Origin of the sequence: Crenothrix polyspora (assembly GCF_900163755.1) — a bacterium.
GTDB lineage: Bacteria > Pseudomonadota > Gammaproteobacteria > Methylococcales > Methylomonadaceae > Crenothrix > Crenothrix polyspora.
In genome coordinates, this window is the sequence record NZ_FUKI01000042.1 from 1 (window position 1) to 20539 (window position 20539).

Below are 20539 nucleotides of genomic sequence, written 5' to 3' on the forward strand. Positions count from 1 at the left end.
GGATGCTCGGATAAAATTGAAAAAGCTTTATCCGACACTTAAAGAGTGACTAAGTACTAGGTAAGCCATGTAGTTTAGCCACACATAGGCACATTTAGGGCAGCGCTTACACCACGGTTTGTGGGTATTACAAGAATGGGTTGCATGCACCCCAGCCGAATCCTTACGCAGCAGGTTAAAAATGACAACATCATGGATGGGCTGCAACACACTAAAATAACTGCTGTTAGTGATAAATTCCGATTGCAGATAAGCATTTAGCAAACGCTCTGCCGCCAGGGATTTACCCCACTGATGGTTGACATCTTCGCCGGTTATGTCCCAGATCAAATTGCCAACATTGGCGCTACGTTCATGCCCTAGAGTCAGATAACGGTAACCGTGCTGTAATGCTACCGGCAACGCAGCAAACATAGAGGCCGGGGTCTCGGCGGCTGTCATGCCTTGCGTGCCGTATTCAGGGTAGAGTGATTGTAACGGTGCATCTGACACGCTGTCATAGCCCCATAACCGGTGGCGCTTTGTTGGACAGCCTTGATCCAATAGATTATCAATCAGACTATGTTGGTGTTCCGCCTGACCATAAACCGAATGTGAATAAGCAAAAGAGGCGTAAGCAATCTCAGCACGCTCAAGTAGCTTCATGGCCACATAGCTGTCTTTACCTCCACCACAAAAACACAGCACTTCAACTGTGCCAGGCTGTATTGTTGCAGGTGCAATGTTACCGCTGTGTGGCTGGCTAATAAAAGAGGGGCCAGGATAATGCGGCAGCTTGTTTTCATAACGCCACTGCGCCCAGACCTTATTAACGATCTGTTGCCATAGTTTTTCAAAGGCATGGGTATGAAAGCAGGCAAACTCACCCAGGTCAATAGTAGTAGGTGCCAGACTAACCAGTTTCATGGCCTCCAGCGCCAGAATATGGAAATAGATTTTATCCAGCAAGGCCTGTCCGTAACGTTGCTCCAGTGCCAGCAGGTCAACATCGCCATACCAGTAAGTAGAATGAAAACTTAGCTCATCTATTTTAAATGACATTGCCAACTGGTGGCGAGAACGCGTAAGGCCGGTCAATTTAATTTGTTTTTGCATCGTATTTAGACTCCAAGCTTTTCTTAATTGGCTTCATGATTTTATGCTCAAGCGCAGCCATGGGAAACATCAGGCCAGGTTTTTTGGTGGGTGTATTGAGCGTGTTGAACACTTTGTCCCAAAATCCCTGAACACCATAATTTCCTTTGTAGCAGGTATGGTGGAGGTCATGAAAATCTGATGAAATGAAAAATAGCGACAAAGAGCTATGGCCTTCAAGATTGTAGGCATTGCCTATTACCGTCCAGGCACACAATTGGGTAATGTCGTAACCAAAGACAAAAATCACCATAAGGTCGGCAACATTGGTGACAATAAATTCCGTCATGCTTTTGTGGCCGGCAACAAAACTTGACGTATCAGCGAACTGATGATGCTTGAGATGGAATTTCCGTAAAAATTTTATGCGATGAAACATCGAATGACAGATGTAAAAAAACAAATCCACAGAAATAATGCTCATCAGAAACCAGCCAAAATTTGGCAAAAAACTGTTGCCTCTGTTTACTTCTGGCACCAAGGCAATGACAATGAATGCCATCGCAAAGCCCTTGGCTTCCCCCATCATAAAAGCCTTGACTGTAAGAGCAGGAAAAGTCTGTTGCTTAACTTTCTTGACCCTGACACTCAACTTTTCTTTTAAGGCGGCATTACGCTTAATGCCTTTTTCAATGATAAAACCAATACCATGAAATGATACCGAGCTAACCAACCAATACAGAACCACCTGAGCAATAAAACTTAGCTCCCTGTTGTGCAGCAGCCAATAAAACAGTTGTTGCATAAGGCTACAAGTCAGGGCAATTTTTAGGTAAAACTCAATTTCCACACCAAAATCAAAAATTTTTTTCACAAATATCCTATTTTATTTTTTTGACAATCCTTAGGCCGCTCTTAACTACCATAAGATGTATAGCCTAAGCTGTAATACAAATTGAACAATTAACCACCGTGTGAATAGAAAACATGCTGGTTAGGCAAATGAGGAGTCAATAGAAATACTTTAAAAAAACCAAGTGGATAAGCAAACTGCCATGTAAAGGGGTTGGCACTGGCATATTTTTGGTAAAAGCCACTGTGGCCTAATTTTTGTAGAACACTTTTAGTGGCAATGCTTACAAGCTGATAGTGCTGTTGCAAGTGAAATAAAGTGGATGGATAAATATCATCTTGTACACTAACACTCATCAACTGATCCTTATTTTAATATTTAACAACTTTACAAATCATTTACAGTATGAGATTCAAATAAAAACACTGTTACGGATAACTCAATTATTTTTACATTATTGAAGTATTTTATTGGGCATTTGTAATTTAACAGATTTTTTAAATTACAATGTCAAAGAGATGTTAAGAAATGTTAATGCGGTGTGTCTAATTTTGCGAAACCCCAAAAAACCGATCATAACAATCGTATAAGGTAACCTTGCGTCAGCTGACATTTCACTGAATTTTAAATTTTGGTAGTTAAACCGCAGCTTTACAAAAGCTTAGATAATTTCCAGATCACGATGGCTTGGTGTAGTAGTACTCACTTAGGCCAGATTTGTTAATTTATGCATCAACGTTATCTGATTGGGTGTAGATTGCATTCAATATCAGGCAGTCTTTAACGAAAATGTCAAAAGGAGATAGTGATGAAAAAGCAAATTCAGCAACATGCAATGTATAGCTTATTGGCAATATTACTCAGCATGATATGCTTGTCTAAAGGCTTCGCCGAAAGTTTGCAGCAGCCGCAGCAAGTGATACAAAATGTTTCGGATACCTTACAGAAAAAATTACAGGACAAAACCTTTAGCCAGGATTTCCCCCAGGTTGTGCTGTTTGTTAAAAACGTGATTGATCCGCATACCGATTTTAATAAAATTGCCCCAATGGTATTGGGAAAATACTGGAATACTGCAACGCCAGACGAACAGACGCGTTTTAAACAGGAGTTTCAAACCCTGTTAACCCGCGTTTATGCCAGGGCATTTGTGGAATATAACGATTGGACAATACGCTACCTGCCTGTTGTTACGGCGGGTGATGCAACTAAAGTTATTGTCAAGACCAGCGTTCTGCAACCCAGTATTCAGCCCATAGAAGTCAACTACCGCATGTTACTGGATAATGGTGAATGGAAAGTCTACGATATACTCATTGATGGCGTGAGCCTAGTGACCAACTATCGCTCAACCTTTAGTAATGAAATTCAGAACAAAGGCTCATTAACCGCTGTTAATGATGATCTGGCCAAGCGTAATGCCGATGCCCTTTCGACAAAGTAACGCAAACTTAAGTAACCTAGGAACGCGCACGAAATAACTTGAGCAAGTTCATGCTGCGACAGGCTCAGCACGAACGGTGGTGGCGTTTAAGTTGTTCAAGTTATTTCATGCACGTTCCCTAGCAGCGCTACATTAATTAGCGCTGCTTAAGCTCGGCCGCACTGCAATCAAAGCGTCGGCAAATACTGCGGCAGATGGTTACGAATATCCACAACACTTTGCGTCGTCAGATTTTTATCCAGCTCAAAACACACATGCGTTTTGATGTGTTCCGCTAAGTGCTTACGCAATAAACCCAGAAAAGTCGGTTCGGCAATAATCAATAATTGTTCAAACTTATGGCTGTTGTGCCCTGCCTCCACATGCTGGGCGACGTGCCTGGCGAAATTATCGGCTTCATGTTTTTTGGGGTCGGTAGCTTGCTCAAAAGCATGGCCGCTGCCGTCAGCATTTTTAATACGCCCCGGTAAATCGGTTGTCATATCATAATCACGTAAACGGCCTTCAGTATGCACCAGGCCTTCAATTTCCTCTAAAGCAGAAGACGGCGTACTGGCAGTAAAAATACGGGCACGGGCGTTGTCAGCAACGAGTATCCAGGTTGATTTCATGGCTATTTTCTCCTAGGGAATGGCAGATTTTATCTTACAGCGTAACCGTTCGCACTGAGCTTGTCGAAGTGTGCCGTTCATGCTTCGACAAGCTCAGCACGAACGGTGGCTGTAACTGTCCTAAGTTGAAAACGCTGTATGTCAGCGTTAAGGTGTCAGGCCTTCTTTTCTAGGACATACCGCCTCGCGTTTAACTGTGTACGCAACAAATCAAGTTCTGCCATCAAATCAAGCGCTAAACCGATACCAGCCAGATTAACACCCAAATCACGCTGCAACCTAAGCGCCGAACGCACGCGCAGCAGATGTATGCTAGAAAAACGCCACCCATGACTATCTTTTCCAGCCGGTTCAATAATGCCTTCCTCAACCAGACTGATGACCCAATCGGCATGGGTATCACAGGCGCGGCACAATTGCCCCAAAGTTAAGCTCTCTTCTTCAATGATTGTCCCGATATGGACTAATGTTAGCTCGTGCGGCTTCATGGTATTAATCCTCCCATAGACTGACGCGGGTTAAAATCCAGTGTTTTCTGCATGTGTTGGTAAACGGCTTTGGCCTGCTCGGTGTCTGCTGGCGGCAAAACAATTTGCAATATGATATAAAAATCACCAGGGATTTTGGTGGGCAGGCCACGACCGGTCAAACGCAGTTTGCTGCCTTGTTTAGAATTAGCAGGAATTTTCAGGTCAACACTGCCTTCTGGGGTAGGCACTATAATTTTAGCGCCCAAAGCTGCTTCCCATGGCGTAACCGGTAAATCCAAGTACACATCAGACTCGGCAACACGGTATAACGGATGCGTGTTAAGAGCTATTTCCAGGAACAAATCACCGGCCAAGCCATTGCCCATGCTGGGATTTCCTTGCCCTGCCAGCTTAATATGCTGCCCTGGCTTGATACCTTTGGGGATCTTAACGTTCAGGCTTCGGTGCTTCACCTGTACCTGACCTTGCGCCGTCATTTCCGGCGTACTCAAGGAAATAGTGCGGGTAGCTCCATGATAGCTGTCTTCCAAATCAATATGGATTTTAGCATGGCTATCCTGCCCGCGTGGATGCGCACCGTGCCGCTCTCCCGCGTGTGTAGACTGAAATTCGGCACGGCCAAACAATTGCTCAAAGAAATCACTGTAATCACCGGCATCGCCACCCGTAAAACCACCCCCCTTAAACTCAAAGCCTTCATCCCAATTAGGGGGTGGCTTGAAATCTTGGCCCGATTTCCAATTAGTCCCCAATTCATTATAAGCCGCCCGTTTTTCAGGATCTTTGAGGACTTCATACGCTTCCCCCAACTCCTTGAATTTGGCTTCGGCATCAGTTTCCTTGCTGACATCGGGATGGTATTTGCGCGCCAGTTTCCGGTAGGCTCGCTTGACTTCATCTTGGCTGGCCTCGCGGGACAGTGCCATGATTTTGTAATAATCTTTATATTCCATAACAGTTCCTACTTGTTTTCAGGCCTTATAATTTGTGCAATATCGCTCGTTTTCATCAGTTATCACTGCTTTCATTCTCACGCCAACTTATTGCCGCTTATATAGGGTAGTGTTCGTCATTTTTCCATTATTGTCTTTCTAGCCGTTGCTCGGTCGCTAATATGGTTTGCGTGGTCTGTAACACCGTATCAGGATTAAGACTGATGGAATCTATACCAATCTCCACCAAAAACTCCGCCATATCAGGGTAATCTGATGGTGCTTGCCCACACAAGCCAATATGCTTGTGGTTACGGTGTGCCCCAATCACCGCCAGCCGGATCATTTCTTTAACGCCCGGATCACGCTCATCAAAATCAGCTGCAATAATAGCGGAATCCCTATCGATCCCTAAAGTTAGCTGGGTCAGGTCATTGGAACCGATGGAGAAACCATCAAAGTATTGGGAAAAAGCATCGATCTGAATAATGTTATTGGGGATTTCACACATCACATAAACTTGCAACCCCTTATTGCCCCGTTTCAGGCCGTGTTTTGCCATTGCCTCAAGCACATGCTCCGCTTCCTGCACACGGCGACAAAAGGGGATCATCAAGATGACATTGGTAAAACCCATGCCGTCACGCACCCGCTTCATGGCAGCACATTCCAGAGCAAAACCTTCTTCATAAGCAGGGTGTATATACCGTGATGCACCACGGAAACCGATCATCGGATTGGCTTCTTCAAATTCAAAATCCTTGCCACCCAGCAAAGCGGCATATTCGTTGGTCTTAAAATCCGACATGCGGACAATAACCGGTTTGGGGTAAAACGCGGCGGCGATAGTGGCGACCGCCTCAGAAAGACGCTCTATAAAGAAATCTTCCGGTTTTGCATAATTGCGGGTGAGTTGATTAAGTTGTGCAAGCACACGCTTATCTTGCACGCGCTCCGGATGGATCAATGCTAGCGGGTGTGCCTTAATGTACTCGGCAATAATAAATTCCATACGCGCCAAACCCACACCATCGTTCGGTAGAAATGATGTTTTAAAAGCCAACTCTGGGTTACCAAGATTCAGCATAATGTTGGTTTTAGGCTTTTTTAACGCCGTCAAATCCGTGGTCTTGCATTCAAAATCCAAACTGCCCTGATACACCTTACCGATATCGCCTTCTGCACAAGAGACGGTAATTATTGACTTATCCGCAATGGCCAGCGTGGCATTTTCGCAACCTATCACCGCTGGCACCCCAAGTTCACGGGAGATAATGGCGGCATGGCAGGTACGCCCACCGCGATTGGTAACGATGGCGGAGGCGATTTTCATCACCGGTTCCCAGTCGGGGGTAGTGATGTCGGCCACCAGCACATCGCCGGGTTTAAAGTCACTGAGCTGGTCAAGATGCACAATGATGCGAGCCTGGCCTGCGGCAATTTTGCTGCCTACTGCATGGCCGATGACAATGGGAGTATGCTGGCCTTTCAGAGCATAATTCTCCATCACCATACTGTTGTGTTGTGATACTACGGTTTCGGGTCGTGCCTGTACAATGTATAGCAGACCATCGACCCCGTCTTTTGCCCATTCCATATCCATCGGTCTGGCTAGCCCTGCTTTACCGCTATAGTGTTTTTCAATTTTAATGGCGTAATCGGCCAGCGTCAGCACGTCCTGATCGCTGATGCAAAAATGGCTGCGTTCTTCTTCTGAAGTGACCACATTGTGGACAGGTACACGGATGCTATCCTCGCCATACACCATCTTGATTTTTTTAACGCCCAGCGTGCGTTTCAACACCGCTCGAAAACCTTGTTCAAAGGTGGTCTTATGCACATAAAATTCATCGGGGTCGACTGCGCCTTGTACGACGTTTTCACCCAGACCATAAGCGCCGGTAATAAATACCACATCGGTGAATCCGGATTCGGTATCCAGCGAAAACATGACACCGCTGGCCTTTAAGTCCGAACGCACCATTTTCATGATGCCGATGGACAAGCCCAGCTTGAAGTGGTCAAAGCCTTGGTCGATACGGTAATGGATGGCGCGGTCGGTAAACAGGCTGGCAAAGCAACGTTTGCAAGCTTCCAGCAAGGCTTGTTCGCCGCGTATATTTAAAAAGCTATCTTGTTGGCCTGCAAAGCTGGCGGTGGGTAAATCTTCAGCGGTGGCAGAGCTGCGTACAGCAAGGCTTAAGCCCTCACCGTACTGGTCTTGCAATTGCTGATATGCCGCCACTATTTGCTGTTCAAGCAAGTTAGGAAGCGGGGCTGCATAAATAATGTCCCGCGCTTTCCGTGCGCGTATCGCCAAATCAGCGACATTGCCTGGATCAAGGCCATCCAGCGCTTGGTGCAAAGCCAGCCACGCATTGGCTTCATCCAGCATGTAGCGGTAGCCTTCAGCCGTCACGGCAAAACCGTTAGGAATGTTGATGCCCTGCGCAACCAGCGCACGGTACATTTCACCTAGGGACGCATTTTTACCACCCACCAGAGGGATATCATCAATACTGAGTTGGTTGAACCAGCGGATATAACTTTTTTGTTCAAGCATGTTTTTCTCCAATGCTATCGCTGTATGAGCTCAAAGCGTGATGCGTTCGCCTATTTTAGGAATATTGGCATGCCAACCGCACCGGTTAAAACAGGTTTGCAATGACAAGCTGGCATTTTTTTCGCCGTGTACCAGATACAAGCGTGGTTTAGGATCTTTAAAGTTACCCGCCCATTTCAGTAACTGAGATTGATCAGCATGCGCACTTAACGCACCCAGCGTATGGATATGCGCGGCAACATTCACTTCCGAGCCGAGAATTTTTAGTACAGACTTGTTACCATCCACCAACATCCGCCCCAAGGTGCCTTGCGCCTGAAAGCCCGCGATAATCACATGGGCGTTACGTCGCCATAGATTGTATTTAAGGTGATGGCGAATCCGTCCACCGTTACACATGCCGCTGCCAGCAATGATAATAGCACCGCCACTCAAGCGGTTAATCGCCATTGATTCTTGCGCCGTTTCAGAATACACCAGACCTTTGAGCCAGGTTTGCCAACCGTGCGGGGCGACTTTGGTGAACTCAGCATCGTCAATATTAAATAAGTGGGTGTGCTGTGCATAAATTTTACTGGCACTGATCGCCATCGGACTATCCAGATAAATCTGTTGCTGCGGCACACCCCCTAGTCTTTGAAGTTTGCCCAGCCAATAAATCAAGTCTTGGCTGCGCCCTACCGCGAAGGCCGGTATGATAACATTGCCGCCGGTTTGTGCCGCTTGCGCCAAAGTCTCGCGCAATTCAACCAGGGTATTTTCCAGTGGTTTGTGGTCACGGTCGCCGTAGGTGGATTCCAACAACAACACATCGGCCTCGGTGAGGATGTCAGCATCTCGCAATAACGGTGAATTGGGGTTGCCCAAATCGCCGGAAAACACCAGGGTTTTGCTGTCTTGACCATCTTTAATAACCAGCCGGACAATTGATGAACCCAGAATATGCCCTGCCTCATGGAAAGTGACGCTGATGCCAAGCAGAATATCAGCGGGGGTTTTATAGGCAACGGCAACTCTTAATGCCAACAAGGCTTCAACATCTTCCAGCTCATACAATGGCTCCAGCAATTCCTTGCCAGCGCGTTCACGGCGCTTATTTTCCCATTCGGTATCTTGCAGTTGCAGGTGTACGGCATCCTTGAGCATTAAATCCAGTAAGGGAAAGCTGGCTTCGGTCAGATACACTGAGCCTGTAAAACCTTCTTTAGCGAGCTTTGGTAAGCGGCCACAATGATCTAAATGCGCATGGGACAATACAACCGCATCAATCTTGGCGGGATCAAACGGAAAATCCAGCGTATTTTGCTTTTCAGTTTCCCTGTTGCCCTGAAACATGCCGCAATCCAGTAAGATGCGATAGTTAGCTGTTTCCAGTAAATAACACGAGCCAGTCACTTGGCCGGTTGCACCCAAAAAAGTAAGGTTTATCATGTTGTTTCCCCATTATTTGTAATACCGTTTAGGGCTTCTTGTCAACACACCGCTATCAATGCTTAATAGTATTGACAACCACCTGCGGCTAGCGCGTAAGTATTACAACAGAAATACCTAGGGAGTTTATGATCTTAATCAAATAATGTAGCAATAATGACCGTATGTTTAGGATTCATACACAAATCTATAGTCACTCAATAAGGACAGTAACGGAACAACTGCGCGGTGGCAATCGGATTAGATGCAAAGTAACCATGCAGATAGCTGGCGGTGAGTCTTTTAAGTTGAAAAATATTTTCACCCACAGAGGTATTATACAAACGCTCACCGGTTGCAATGGGTTTAAGCGCTGTTTCAATGAGCGAATGGTGAAAGGTATGACAGCGCATCATCCCCCTGGCATGGGTGCAGACTGATACCCCAAGCCCTGCAACCGATTTTGCATAACGGCATGGCCAGATATTAGGCCAGCCATCGCCCCCCGCTCTCCCACTTTGTTAGTAATCGACTCCAGCAAATATAATAGCCCGCCGCATTCTGCGTAAATCAGTTTGCCTTGCTCAAAATGGCTGTGCAGTGCAGCCTTCATGGAGACATTATTTTGCAACGTTACTAAATGTAGCTCAGGATAACCACCGGGTAAATAAAGGCTATCAACATCGGGTAATTGCGTATCTGCCAACGGTGAAAAGAACACCAGCGTCGCACCCATTGCTCTCAGGGTATCCATATTGGCAGGGTAAATAAACGAAAAAGCCTTATCACAGGCAATGCCAATGCGGATACCGGATAACAGTAGCGGTACTGGTTTTGCATCCGGTTTAATAAATGTGACCGCATCCGGCGTAGCAGTATTACTGTCTGAAGGGATAAATAATTTGATATTCATAAAATATTTATGATACCGTATGTGGTATGAATAAAATCATCCTTGATACCAATGTCTTGTTTTCCGGATTGTATTCCGCCAACGGCGCATCCTATAAAATACTGGGGTTGTTGGCGGCTGGAAAGCTACACACGGTGATATCCACACCGTTATTGTTCGAATACGAAGATATTTTGAAACGTAACCAGACCTTACTGCAATTAGCTAATGATGACTGTGAAGTCATTTTGGATAATGTATGCAGTTTCAGCCGCCACCAAAAAGTGTATTTTTTATGGCGGCCGTTTTTGCCGGATCCCAAAGATGATTTGGTATTGGAGCTGGCGGTCGCTGCCGGTGTCCCTACCATTGTGACCCATAACCTGAAAGATTTTACCCGCGTTGGCCAATTCGGCATTGAAGCCATCACACCAAAAACCCTGTTGGAGCGTTTACCATGAGTGCATTAAGCCTACGTTTACCGGATTCCATCCACCGCCATATCAAAGAATTGGCGAATAAGGAGGGCGTATCCATTAACCAGTTCATCGCCAGTGCCGTCGCTGAAAAAGTGTCCGCCATTGCCACCGAAGATTATTTGCGGGCGCGTAGCGAGCGTGCTAATAAACCGGCTTTTCAGGCCATCCTGGCTAAAGTGCCGTTGCGTGAGCCGTTGCCTGGGGATGAATTGTAATTTTAAGTAGGCTGGATTCGTGAGTGGTTCCCTCCCGATTGTGTAACCAATGCGTTAATCCGGTTTTCCTTTTTATTCAAACAGCCGTATAAAACCCACGGTATAACAATAACGTTGTACGTAAGTCCCTTTTAAATCCACTCGCAGACCGCCCATGAACATTATACACGGCACTTGGCTTCCCAAAGACACCGCCGACTTCATCCAATCCGGCACATTTTATCTGTGGGTGGAAAGTGATGAAGCCCCAGCAAAAATCAAGGCCCCATTGCATCCACAACACTTACCAGAGAAACCCTGCCTGGAATTTTTAAAGACCGAACTGTTGCTCAATCCCACCCGATCAGGGCAGGGCGAATTACTGTCACTATTGTTGCCGACTGTTGAGGGAAAGCCGCTGCCATCACCCGAACTACAATCGGTTGATGTAACAGGCATGATGACGCTGCAAGACTGGCAGGTTTATGGCTTTCCCTTGGAAGCGCCCCTAAAAACCATCAACAACATCCACTTTCTGTGTTGTTACCAGGCCAGCCATAGCCGTGTTGGCAGTGATTTTTTGTTTTGGTATTATTTCAGCCAATCGCTCAAACACATCCTAGCCAAAGACCAGTACCTGCCGCTGCTCATCAGCAAAAAAGCCGGTAAAAGCACCGAGTTTTACCGGCGCTGGCAAGCGGTGTCCGGCAATTATGAGCAATTGATCCATAGCGCCGTTGCCCAGATGCCCTTGGCGTGCAGCCAGCACTATCAGCCGGAATCGTTGTTACGGCATTTTGCCGAAGTGGTTATTGATGAACTGCTGAGTACAGCGGCGGCCGATATGCCTCAGGTTTTCACTAAACGGATTCAGGATGAATTTTTGGCCAGCATGTTGCTGCACAAACATTCTGCCAAGCCGCTGCAAACCAGCCTGAAACTGCCCGATGAATTTAAATACTGGTTCCAATGGCAGCAAAAACTGTTAGGCGGCGAACAACACAGCAGCTTGCAGTTAGGCTTGCAATTGCTGGAAGCCAGTGCTGAACAGGTTGACGAGTGGCGGTTGGTGTTCTTTCTGTCTTCACACCAAGACCCGTCGCTTAAACTGGATTTGGACGATTATTGGGATGAAAAAAACCATTTCAATAAAGCCTTGCAAAAGCAGTTTGGCAACAACATCGAACAGCAACTATTGATACAGCTTGCCCTGGCGGCGCGTATTTATCCTACATTGTGGCAGGGCATGGAAGGCAGTGAGCCGGACAGCGTGCGGCTCAACCTGGATGCTGCGTTTGATTTCCTGAAAGAAAGCGCCTGGATATTGGAGGATGCCGGTTTTAAGGTCATTGTGCCGGCCTGGCTGACACCCAAAGGCCGCCGCCGTGCCAAAATTCGCCTGCGCTCAAGTGGCAAAAGCCCATCCAAATCGGCCAGTTCAACCAGTTATTTTTCCATGGAGAAACTGACTAATTACCAGTATGAACTGGCCATTGGCGATACCACACTCACACCGGAAGAATGGCAACAACTGGTCGACAGCAAAGCGCCATTGATCCATTTCCGTGGCCAGTGGATGGAACTGGACCGCGACAAGATGCAGGAAATGCTTAGCCTTATGCAGCAACAAAATAATGATGTGCCGGAAATGACGGTGCAGCAGCTGCTAAAAAAACTGGCCGAGGAATCTGACAGCTTTGAGCTGGATGTCCATGACAGCCTGGCACAGATGCTGGAAAAACTCGCCGACAACAGCCAACTGGAAGCCATCGACAATCCCAAACAACTGAATGCCGAACTGCGTGAATACCAAAAGCGCGGTGTGTCCTGGTTGCGCTATCTGGAAAACTTAGGATTAAACGGTTGTTTGGCCGACGACATGGGCTTGGGTAAGACCATGCAAGTCATCACGCTGCTGGTACTGGAACGCGAACAAAGCCAACCGGCACCGACCCTGCTGATTGTCCCTACCTCGGTGATCGGCAACTGGCAAAAAGAAATCGACAAGTTTGCCCCGCAGTTGACCACCCTGATCCATCACGGCAGTGCGCGGGAACAGAACACCAAAGCCTTCAAAAAGCTGTGCGGACAACACGATGTGCTGATTACCTCGTACACGCTGGCTCGTAAGGATGCAAAATTGCTGGGTGCGTTGCATTGGCGGCGCATTGTGCTGGATGAGGCGCAAAACATCAAGAATCCGGTCGCCGCGCAAACCAAAGCCATCTTAAAACTGAATGCCGATTCGCGTTTGGCACTGACCGGTACGCCGGTGGAAAACCGTCTGATGGATTTGTGGTCGATCTTCAATTTCCTCAACCCGGGCTATCTGGGCAAACAGGCGCAGTTCCGCAAGCTCTACGAACTGCCGGTGCAGCGCGATAACGATCCGATCCAGTCGACTATCCTGAAAAAGCTCATCCAGCCGTTTATTTTACGGCGTCTGAAAACCGACAAAAACATCATCAAAGATTTGCCCGATAAGATTGAGAACAAGATTTACTGCAACCTCAGCAAGGAACAGGCTTCCTTGTATGAGGTTGTGGTACAGGATGTGGTGGCGCAACTGGAAGAAGCCGACGGCATCCAACGCCAGGGCTTGATGCTGTCCACCCTGATGAAGCTAAAACAAATTTGTAACCACCCCATGCAGTTTTTGCAGGACGGCAGCGCCTTCACCCCAGAGCGTTCCAACAAGCTGGAGCGTATCGGTGACATGCTGGAAGAGGCGATGGCACAAGGTGACAGCGTGTTGGTGTTTACTCAGTTCACCGAAATTGGCGAACACCTGAACCGCTACCTGGCCAAGGAAAAGCATTATAAGACCCATTATTTGCACGGTGGCACCTCGCGGCTTAAGCGCGAACAAATGATTGCCGATTTTCAGGATCCCGATACCGGCCCTGCGGTGTTCATCCTGTCGCTGAAAGCCGGTGGTGTCGGCATCACCCTGACCGCCGCCAACCATGTGTTCCATTTTGACCGCTGGTGGAACCCTGCGGTTGAAAACCAGGCCACCGACCGGGCCTTCCGTATCGGCCAGCAAAAGAATGTCTTCGTGCATAAGTTCATCACCCTCGGTACTTTGGAAGAGCGCATCGACCAGATGATAACCGACAAACAAAAAATGGCCGACAGTATTGTCGGCAATGACGAAAGCTGGCTGACCAAACTCGACAACCAGGCCTTTAAGGAACTGATTGCCCTCAACAAACACAGCATCATGGAGAACTAAGATGAGCAAGTTTGCCAAAACCTGGTGGGGCGAGCGTTTTTTATCTGCCCTGGAAGCCTTTACCGACCGTGGCCGCCTGGAGCGGGGGCGGTCATATTCCACCGACAACCGCATCAAGCAATGGCTGCTGAAAGACGGCAAGGTCGAGGCCAAGCTGCGCGGTAACATCAATGCCTATTTTGGCGTGTATAAGGAGCCGACCTATAAAGTCAGTGTACAAATGGCGCATCTTACTGAAGCGCAATGGCAAAAAATCATCAAGCAACTCACGCAACGCGCCAGCTTTATCGCCCGGTTGCTGCTCAACGAAATCCCTGAAAACATTGAAAGCGTGTTTGCCGATGCCGGTGTGCATTTGCTGCCCAAAAACTACAAGGATTTTAAGGTGTCCTGCGATTGCCCGGATTATGCCGTACCGTGCAAGCATATCGCTGGGGTTTGCTACCGCTTGGCGGGGCAGTTGGATCAAGACCCGTTTTTGTTGTTTGAAATGCGCGGCTTGGCCTCTGAAAAACTGTTGCGGCAATTGGCTGAATCACCATTAGGCAAAGTGCTGAGCGATGCCAAAAGCAATGCAACGGCTGAACTGATGCCGGTGGACAGCTTTTTTACCCGTCCCATCTCTATAAAATTACCCAAGGACATCAGCCTGAAAGGTTTTTGGCACGGCCAGCAGCCCTTGCCTCAAAGCATAGAACCCAGTACACCTGCCACCATTCCGGCCATGCTCATCAAAAAGGGCGGTGATTTTCCGGCGTTTTGGCAAAAGCAGGGCTCGTTTATTGAGGTGATGGAGGATTTTTATGTCAGGATGCGGAAGAATGTTTTGAGAGGCTTGTGATTTTTTGTGTACACTGCAAAGTGATAAAACAGGAGTGAAGAAAGTATGTATCAAATCAATTTTGGTGAGCTTAAATCAAAAAAGAACAACCTGTGGTATCGCCGTAAGGGACACGATACAGTGGTGGTATTCGTACACGGAATTTTCTCGGATAGCCAGTCATGCTGGACGCATAAACTGAAAAATTCAACCAAGCGCAAATTCTGGCCTGATTTGATTGGGGAAGACAAGCGGCCACCATTCAAGACCTTGGACATCTTCCTTGGTGGATATTTTACTAACAAGTTCACATCAGGTTCTTACGACATTTCTAACTGTGCTAGTGAGCTAGTTTCGGCACTTGAGCGCAATGACACTTATGAAAACCCAACGGTTCTGTCCTATCCAAATATTGTCTTTGTTTGCCATAGCTGCGGAGGCATTATTACACGCTATATGCTGGTTAATGAACGCGAAAAATTTGCGGGGAAGCGCATAGGATTGATACTAATGGCATCTCCTTCAGATGGCTCTAAGCTAGCTGACAAGCTGGCTGCTTTCGCAGGCTTCTATGGACAAAAACTTGGTAGGCAATTGATATGGCAGAACGATAGCTTGAGTGACCTTGATGATCGCTTCAAAAACTTGGTACATAACAAGAGTCGTAATTTTGAATTAGATGGCATTGAAGCTTATGAGAATCATTCTATCTTGCCCAAAAGCTTGAGACTTCTTTTTCCCATCAACAAAAAAGTAGTAAATAAAATGTCGGCTTGCAAATACTTTCCTTATCCTCGCTTATTGCCTGATACAGATCATTTTTCAATTGTAAAACCAGATCATCTTGAACATCCAGCACATAAACTACTCCTTGATTTTTTATCTGAATTTAATAATAGTGAAGCCTTGCCACCACACATCAAAGAGTCTTCCCCAAAACCTGATAATAAACACCCATTTCTAATTTTGGAGGAAAAAACAAATTTCTCAAAAAAGCTAAAAAATGAATTATTTAATAACTATATTTGTACTAATAAAAATTATCACGATGTTACACGTACAGATCTTGGTAGGCTATATAGAACATACCTGGATGTGTTTATTAAAAGTAATGAGCGATACTTGTTAACAATTCATATTGAAGAAGGTAAAGACTGTTTGTTTGAACCATTTGAAAATAAATTTCTTGATGATTTAAAAAATAAAGATAAGCACATGATTTGTTTTGAATCAGGCTATAACTTAAGAAATAAAAGCTCGCAAGTGATGACTATTGAAAGTAACCATGAACAGGCCATTATCAATTTATTAGATAACATGCTCGACAAATTATTGGATATAAAACTGGACAAAGTATATTTTGTTACCTTATTAGGCCCTCAAAAACATTCAATTATTGAAAAAAGACGTAATAAACAATTAGAATTTTTAAACTATATTCTTTTAGCTAAAAACAATCATGCAACTCCAGAAAAAACTTTTGATTATAATCCAGAGTTCAAAGTAAAAATTGAAAAATTTCTAATTAAATTTAAAAATATCCGTATTTCATCAACTCCTTGTGGTTGGAGAATGAAAGAAATAATAGATAATAAAGAACTAATAAATATAGGAATTGTGGAAATACTAAATGAATATTTTGAGCAGAGTAATATATTAGAGCAGGGTAATATAAAAGATGATAAGTGCATCTGTTTTATATGCGTTAATGATGATATGGTAATTGATGTCAAAGACTATATTAACCGAGAATTTCCAAGAATAAATTTGAAGAAATCAAATATTTATTTTTATGGTTTCGACGGTACAGATGAAATGATAAAAGCGCTAGAATCAGAAATAAAAGGCGCGACAGTTCAAGTTGATTTTTCTAAAATCGCAGAAGAAACCGATAACGTATTAAAAAATCCCCATCTATACTTCGATGGATCAGATCGGATTAAAATAATTGATACCAAAATTTTTACTGGCTACAATCCTCCATCATAAGATAAAAACCATGAAAATTTTAAAATTACCCAATTCATCAACTGCCGATGTACTTAGTTTTTTAGACAAAAATAACTTTCCTATAAGTTCAATTTTAAGTAATCCCATATCTGCAATAGAAGGGATGGCTTCCCACGTTAATGGTAAATTTGTAGGGGTTTGCGCTCGCGAATGCGTCGGTTGTTCTGCGGATGCCATACCCCCAAAAAATGCCAAGGATGGAATAAAGCTACTTACACCCTCTTTGTTGAAAGCAATTTTTAATCTAGCTCAAAAACTTTCTGTTGAAAAAACCGAAATTTTTTCTACAACCCGATTAAATCTCTTTAGTGGTTCTAACGAATTAGATCATCCTTATTGTATTGACTTAAGAAGACTAACATCATCATATTTTCAAAAACAATATGGGCATCCTTATGGCTCAATTTCCTCTGACCTTATTTTTCATTCATCACCTACAATTAGGTTTAAAAAAAACTTACAAAAAATTCTTGATGAGCCCTTATTATTTGATAATATTTGTGTAGCGGTGGATGAACAAATACCTTTTAGAAATAAGGATGAGTATGATAAATATTTACATACATTAGTTTGGGTTTGGCAAACACTTAACGCAGCGCTTAAGATGCAGTTAAAACACTCACGAGAAGAAAAGCACGGAACACCACGAGTTATTCTTAATTTACTATTACCTTCGCCAGAAAACAGTTACCGTGATCCGTATCAACATATCTATCCAGGCGGACCGCGTAGAGCAACTACCTACAAGGAATTAACAGATAGGTATGTAAAACCGTTTGTTGGAAAGCTTATTAGAATCGATGACCCTATTCCATCACATCATGTATTTACAACTTCAATCGGTACGTTGGAATATATTGAAGATTCAAAGGTATTTATTTCTGAAGCTGTATATGAGCCAGTAGGTAGGGCTAATACTTTACTGGGAACACCTTTTTTGTTTTCTAAGGAAACAGTTTTCTTGCCTTGTATTAGGACAAAAATTTACCCAATTGACGAATCATCATTTGTTATACGAGGTTGTTTAGCCCCAAATCGATATTCAGATGGTGAAATCTCCTGGGAACAGGTTAACAAACCATCTTGGATAGATCAACTTGAAGACTTTATACTTGATATATCTAATTATCGAGAAGATAGCAAGGCATCTTCTAGCTATTCTTGACCATGCCAACACTCTGAAAAACATCTAAATCAGCCACACCGCACCAAACCAACTCCCGCCAATATGTGGTATAGCGCGATGCCATCTTTTCATCCATGGGTTCCAGGTTTTATCAAAACCCGTCGTCGCTATTGAGACAGCTTTCGCAAAACGCCGGTTAATCCGGTCAATGACATCCATCAACGGGTGGTTTACAGTATGCCATCGTCATCGATAAAATCCAACAAATCACACTGCCCAAATGTAGATACTGGTTTATGCTCTAAGCAGACATTGAGTTATATTAACTTCCAATTGATGCTGACACTTCAGGCTACTTGTTTATCTCATCATTCAAATAATCATGAATTAAGAGCTTATTATCTTTTAAAGAGTAATCTTTTATGTATTCAATGACCTTTATCTCAGTTTGCGTTTCTGAAAACTCTAGACCTTTGGTTACCGTTTCCTTAAAGATTGCCCTATTAATAATGGCTGGCTCGTAGGTCGGGTCTAATGCGATAGCTCTGTCGAAAGCCTCCATCGCCTTCTTCTCCTCGTTTAAATGGGCATAACAAAGACCCATATTGCCATAAGTCTGTGGTGCTGTTGGGTTGATTATGATGGCTTCTTTATAGCCGACAATTGCTTTTTCCCATTGTTTATCCTGCATTAACTCAAAAGCGGCATTAAATTTCTTCAGACTTACAACATACTCATCTAATTTAAGCCCTGTTTCTTTATAAGTGATCTGCTCAAAATCACCTAAAAGTTCCTTTGCCTTCCCAACAGCTTCGTCTCTAATATCACCCAATTCGATGACTTTACGTAACGAATAAACCATTTCTATAATATCCAATTTTTTCTGCGCACTAAGGGCTCTATTAAACCAACTGTCAACATAATAGGGATATATTTCTATTGATTTATCGAAGCACGCTATTGCTTCAGCATATTGCCCTTTAAATGCATGAAGGGTTCCCATAGCAAAATGAATGGTGTATAAGTCAGCATTGTCTTTCATTAATGAACGGATAACAATCTCTCCACCAGCAATATTACCTGCTGCAACCATCCTTAAAGCGCGATCAATTTCATCATCAACCTCTGGTGCTAACCGTATAGTAAAATGTCGGGGTGATTTCTGGGATTTCTCAATGGCAAACTTTTGTGAGTCTTTATAATATGAACAGCCTTCACATTCCGAGTTGCGTGTTTCAGCACAACAACGAGGGCAAATGAGCGTCATACCCTTTAATAAGCACCCACGTTGACCCTTTGCATTTGAGCAAATATTACATTTTTGTTTCATACACTTCCGCTAATTATCAATTTCATTGATATTTTATACATTTCCACCGGCAATATAATTATTTTTCATCCCTCAATATCAATACCGACAGAACATGATTAGTTTGAACGTCAGGTTTGCGCTGAAACCAGATGCCCCTGAACCCACTCAGCCCCACTAGTGCAGGCGTAATACCTGCTGGTATGATATTCCCGCAACAGATTAATGTCTTGTTTGGTGAACTCATGCTGTGGTGGGTATGGTGTAGGATAACCTCAACGTTGTTTAGCACCACCCGAAAACGCGCACCCGGCGTTGGTTCTACGCTGGAGCCTAAGTGGTGGAGCAATGCCCTAATTTCCCGCCAGTGGATACTGCAACTTAACCGCCAACCAGTGAAATGACTATAGATTTACGCTACTTCCTGCCCAACAGCATTAAATCACACCGCACACAAACCAGCTCCCGCCAATTCGTGGTATAGCGCTGTGACATCTTTTCCGCCCTGGGTTTCCAGGTTTTATCTAAACCCGTCGCCGCTATTGAGACAGTCTTGGGAAAACGCCGGTTAATCCGGTCAAGCACTTTCCTTAATTAATTTGATTGCTTTAATCAAAATAAACCATGCTGTCAAAACGTGGATGTCCACATGGAGATATAAAAACCCGCATGCCACGACTTCCCACTAAACCCGTTGCGCGTAGCCAAGTCTCGACCATATCGGCCAAGCTGTAAACACATCCCGTATGTCAAAACACCGTAAGTTATTGTTGCTAAGACATTCAGTAAGCTGTTTGTCTTATTTTTTGTGCCATCCTCATTCCATTATTTTCCCACTAACAAAAACTGTCCTATTTGGAAGGACGGTTTTCGCTAGGGTTTTTAAAAAAATTGCGTAAATTATGCCTCCGAGTGGTGGACTTAAGGGAGGTTGACTCATGCGTGCATTTTTATTTCTAACGGTCGGCCTTTTAGTGGCCAATTCAGTAGCTGCTGATCCGGAAGGCGAACGTGAAGCCCTGGCGCGGGTGGCGCATGAACTGGATGCCTTGGCACCGATGATCGCCGAAGCAGAGGCTCAGGCCGACCCCGATGC

22 protein-coding genes are annotated in these 20539 nt (G+C 44.7%); 9 read left to right on the plus strand and 13 right to left on the minus strand.

The genetic code is table 11. The annotated features are described in order from the left end of the window. Window positions 1-27: 27 nt before the first annotated feature. The 3 genes from CRENPOLYSF2_RS02615 to CRENPOLYSF2_RS02625 form a co-directional block, all read right to left on the minus strand. Window positions 28-1095 carry a MurL-like N-terminal domain-containing gene (locus CRENPOLYSF2_RS02615; protein ID WP_087142413.1) on the minus strand — a complete coding sequence of 356 codons (1068 nt, stop codon included), beginning with the start codon at window positions 1093-1095 and terminating at the stop codon, window positions 28-30. Beyond that, window positions 1079-1948 (minus strand): sterol desaturase family protein, encoded by an 870-nt coding sequence (locus CRENPOLYSF2_RS02620; RefSeq protein ID WP_176371009.1) that lies wholly within the window; start codon window positions 1946-1948, stop codon window positions 1079-1081. The genes CRENPOLYSF2_RS02615 and CRENPOLYSF2_RS02620 overlap by 17 nt, the downstream gene beginning before the upstream one ends. Before the next feature lie 89 nt (window positions 1949-2037). Continuing rightward, window positions 2038-2283, minus strand: a complete 246-nt coding sequence (locus CRENPOLYSF2_RS02625) for a hypothetical protein (RefSeq protein WP_087142414.1) — start codon at window positions 2281-2283, stop codon at window positions 2038-2040. A gap of 452 nt (window positions 2284-2735) precedes the next feature. On the opposite strand from CRENPOLYSF2_RS02625, the gene CRENPOLYSF2_RS02630 reads away from it, so the two are divergent. Then, complete coding sequence (locus CRENPOLYSF2_RS02630; RefSeq protein ID WP_087142415.1) at window positions 2736-3371, plus strand: MlaC/ttg2D family ABC transporter substrate-binding protein; 636 nt, start codon at window positions 2736-2738, stop codon at window positions 3369-3371. 167 nt (window positions 3372-3538) lie between these two features. Here CRENPOLYSF2_RS02630 and CRENPOLYSF2_RS02635 read toward each other — a convergent pair whose 3' ends face one another. From CRENPOLYSF2_RS02635 to CRENPOLYSF2_RS02660, 7 genes are all read right to left on the minus strand, one after another. Beyond that, window positions 3539-3982 carry a host attachment protein gene (locus tag CRENPOLYSF2_RS02635; RefSeq protein ID WP_087142416.1) on the minus strand — a complete coding sequence of 148 codons (444 nt, stop codon included), beginning with the start codon at window positions 3980-3982 and terminating at the stop codon, window positions 3539-3541. 155 nt (window positions 3983-4137) lie between these two features. Then, complete coding sequence (locus tag CRENPOLYSF2_RS02640) at window positions 4138-4470, minus strand: chaperone modulator CbpM (RefSeq protein WP_087142417.1); 333 nt, start codon at window positions 4468-4470, stop codon at window positions 4138-4140. Further along, window positions 4467-5426, minus strand: coding sequence for a DnaJ C-terminal domain-containing protein (locus tag CRENPOLYSF2_RS02645; protein ID WP_087142418.1), 960 nt, complete (start codon window positions 5424-5426; stop codon window positions 4467-4469). The genes CRENPOLYSF2_RS02640 and CRENPOLYSF2_RS02645 overlap by 4 nt, the downstream gene beginning before the upstream one ends. Before the next feature lie 127 nt (window positions 5427-5553). After that, complete coding sequence (gene ppsA / locus CRENPOLYSF2_RS02650; RefSeq protein ID WP_087142419.1) at window positions 5554-7968, minus strand: phosphoenolpyruvate synthase; 2415 nt, start codon at window positions 7966-7968, stop codon at window positions 5554-5556. A gap of 30 nt (window positions 7969-7998) precedes the next feature. Continuing rightward, window positions 7999-9399 carry an MBL fold metallo-hydrolase gene (locus CRENPOLYSF2_RS02655; RefSeq protein ID WP_087142420.1) on the minus strand — a complete coding sequence of 467 codons (1401 nt, stop codon included), beginning with the start codon at window positions 9397-9399 and terminating at the stop codon, window positions 7999-8001. A gap of 197 nt (window positions 9400-9596) precedes the next feature. Then, a complete protein-coding gene (locus CRENPOLYSF2_RS19115) occupies window positions 9597-9794 on the minus strand; it encodes a hypothetical protein (protein ID WP_245807863.1) in 198 nt (65 codons plus the stop codon). Further along, window positions 9791-10291, minus strand: coding sequence for a hypothetical protein (locus CRENPOLYSF2_RS02660; RefSeq protein WP_245807864.1), 501 nt, complete (start codon window positions 10289-10291; stop codon window positions 9791-9793). The genes CRENPOLYSF2_RS19115 and CRENPOLYSF2_RS02660 overlap by 4 nt, the downstream gene beginning before the upstream one ends. Window positions 10292-10317: 26 nt before the next feature. Here CRENPOLYSF2_RS02660 and CRENPOLYSF2_RS02665 point away from each other — a divergent pair, with 26 nt between their 5' ends. The 6 genes from CRENPOLYSF2_RS02665 (at window position 10318) to CRENPOLYSF2_RS02690 (ending at window position 18173) form a co-directional block, all read left to right on the plus strand. Next, window positions 10318-10731: a putative toxin-antitoxin system toxin component, PIN family gene (locus tag CRENPOLYSF2_RS02665; RefSeq protein ID WP_087142421.1), complete on the plus strand. Its 414-nt coding sequence runs from the start codon at window positions 10318-10320 to the stop codon at window positions 10729-10731. Continuing rightward, window positions 10728-10964 carry a YlcI/YnfO family protein gene (locus CRENPOLYSF2_RS02670; protein ID WP_087142422.1) on the plus strand — a complete coding sequence of 79 codons (237 nt, stop codon included), beginning with the start codon at window positions 10728-10730 and terminating at the stop codon, window positions 10962-10964. Before CRENPOLYSF2_RS02665 ends, CRENPOLYSF2_RS02670 begins: the two co-directional genes overlap by 4 nt. Window positions 10965-11118: 154 nt before the next feature. Further along, window positions 11119-14178: a DEAD/DEAH box helicase gene (locus CRENPOLYSF2_RS02675; RefSeq protein ID WP_087142423.1), complete on the plus strand. Its 3060-nt coding sequence runs from the start codon at window positions 11119-11121 to the stop codon at window positions 14176-14178. Between the two features lies 1 nt (window position 14179). After that, on the plus strand, window positions 14180-15019 hold the full coding sequence (locus CRENPOLYSF2_RS02680) for an SWIM zinc finger family protein (RefSeq protein WP_087142424.1): 840 nt from the start codon (window positions 14180-14182) through the stop codon (window positions 15017-15019). Window positions 15020-15064: 45 nt separating this feature from the next. Further along, on the plus strand, window positions 15065-16987 hold the full coding sequence (locus CRENPOLYSF2_RS02685) for an alpha/beta fold hydrolase (protein ID WP_087142425.1): 1923 nt from the start codon (window positions 15065-15067) through the stop codon (window positions 16985-16987). Between the two features lie 10 nt (window positions 16988-16997). Continuing rightward, the gene (locus CRENPOLYSF2_RS02690; RefSeq protein WP_087142426.1) at window positions 16998-18173 is read left to right on the plus strand and encodes a hypothetical protein; all 1176 of its coding nucleotides are present in this window, start codon (window positions 16998-17000) and stop codon (window positions 18171-18173) included. A gap of 24 nt (window positions 18174-18197) precedes the next feature. On the opposite strand, the gene CRENPOLYSF2_RS19440 is transcribed toward CRENPOLYSF2_RS02690, so the two are convergent. Further along, window positions 18198-18353: a DUF4113 domain-containing protein gene (locus tag CRENPOLYSF2_RS19440; protein ID WP_140396775.1), complete on the minus strand. Its 156-nt coding sequence runs from the start codon at window positions 18351-18353 to the stop codon at window positions 18198-18200. 133 nt (window positions 18354-18486) lie between these two features. Next, a complete protein-coding gene (locus CRENPOLYSF2_RS02695; RefSeq protein WP_087142427.1) occupies window positions 18487-19464 on the minus strand; it encodes a tetratricopeptide repeat protein in 978 nt (325 codons plus the stop codon). 131 nt (window positions 19465-19595) lie between these two features. Between CRENPOLYSF2_RS02695 and CRENPOLYSF2_RS18730 the strand changes: the two genes are divergently transcribed. Next, entirely contained in the window at window positions 19596-19847 is a 252-nt protein-coding gene (locus tag CRENPOLYSF2_RS18730; protein ID WP_176371010.1) for a hypothetical protein, read from the plus strand. A 13-nt stretch (window positions 19848-19860) separates the two neighbouring features. On the opposite strand, the gene CRENPOLYSF2_RS02705 is transcribed toward CRENPOLYSF2_RS18730, so the two are convergent. Continuing rightward, entirely contained in the window at window positions 19861-20028 is a 168-nt protein-coding gene (locus CRENPOLYSF2_RS02705) for a DUF4113 domain-containing protein (protein WP_245807865.1), read from the minus strand. A gap of 353 nt (window positions 20029-20381) precedes the next feature. On the opposite strand from CRENPOLYSF2_RS02705, the gene CRENPOLYSF2_RS18450 reads away from it, so the two are divergent. Then, window positions 20382-20539: RAQPRD family integrative conjugative element protein (locus CRENPOLYSF2_RS18450; RefSeq protein ID WP_272867679.1), on the plus strand; the 158-nt coding region annotated here is incomplete at its 3' end.

Coding starts and splice junctions, on each gene's coding strand:
- CRENPOLYSF2_RS02615 (WP_087142413.1), bottom strand. CDS start 1,095: ATGCAAAAACAAATTAAATTGACCGGCCTTACGCGTTCTCGCCACCAG.
- CRENPOLYSF2_RS02625 (WP_087142414.1), bottom strand. CDS start 2,283: ATGAGTGTTAGTGTACAAGATGATATTTATCCATCCACTTTATTTCAC.
- CRENPOLYSF2_RS02630 (WP_087142415.1), top strand. CDS start 2,736: ATGAAAAAGCAAATTCAGCAACATGCAATGTATAGCTTATTGGCAATA.
- CRENPOLYSF2_RS02635 (WP_087142416.1), bottom strand. CDS start 3,982: ATGAAATCAACCTGGATACTCGTTGCTGACAACGCCCGTGCCCGTATT.
- CRENPOLYSF2_RS02640 (WP_087142417.1), bottom strand. CDS start 4,470: ATGAAGCCGCACGAGCTAACATTAGTCCATATCGGGACAATCATTGAA.
- CRENPOLYSF2_RS02645 (WP_087142418.1), bottom strand. CDS start 5,426: ATGGAATATAAAGATTATTACAAAATCATGGCACTGTCCCGCGAGGCC.
- ppsA (WP_087142419.1), bottom strand. CDS start 7,968: ATGCTTGAACAAAAAAGTTATATCCGCTGGTTCAACCAACTCAGTATT.
- CRENPOLYSF2_RS02655 (WP_087142420.1), bottom strand. CDS start 9,399: ATGATAAACCTTACTTTTTTGGGTGCAACCGGCCAAGTGACTGGCTCG.
- CRENPOLYSF2_RS19115 (WP_245807863.1), bottom strand. CDS start 9,794: ATGATGCGCTGTCATACCTTTCACCATTCGCTCATTGAAACAGCGCTT.
- CRENPOLYSF2_RS02660 (WP_245807864.1), bottom strand. CDS start 10,291: ATGAATATCAAATTATTTATCCCTTCAGACAGTAATACTGCTACGCCG.
- CRENPOLYSF2_RS02665 (WP_087142421.1), top strand. CDS start 10,318: ATGAATAAAATCATCCTTGATACCAATGTCTTGTTTTCCGGATTGTAT.
- CRENPOLYSF2_RS02670 (WP_087142422.1), top strand. CDS start 10,728: ATGAGTGCATTAAGCCTACGTTTACCGGATTCCATCCACCGCCATATC.
- CRENPOLYSF2_RS02675 (WP_087142423.1), top strand. CDS start 11,119: ATGAACATTATACACGGCACTTGGCTTCCCAAAGACACCGCCGACTTC.
- CRENPOLYSF2_RS02680 (WP_087142424.1), top strand. CDS start 14,180: ATGAGCAAGTTTGCCAAAACCTGGTGGGGCGAGCGTTTTTTATCTGCC.
- CRENPOLYSF2_RS02685 (WP_087142425.1), top strand. CDS start 15,065: ATGTATCAAATCAATTTTGGTGAGCTTAAATCAAAAAAGAACAACCTG.
- CRENPOLYSF2_RS02690 (WP_087142426.1), top strand. CDS start 16,998: ATGAAAATTTTAAAATTACCCAATTCATCAACTGCCGATGTACTTAGT.
- CRENPOLYSF2_RS19440 (WP_140396775.1), bottom strand. CDS start 18,353: ATGGATGTCATTGACCGGATTAACCGGCGTTTTGCGAAAGCTGTCTCA.
- CRENPOLYSF2_RS02695 (WP_087142427.1), bottom strand. CDS start 19,464: ATGAAACAAAAATGTAATATTTGCTCAAATGCAAAGGGTCAACGTGGG.
- CRENPOLYSF2_RS18730 (WP_176371010.1), top strand. CDS start 19,596: ATGCCCCTGAACCCACTCAGCCCCACTAGTGCAGGCGTAATACCTGCT.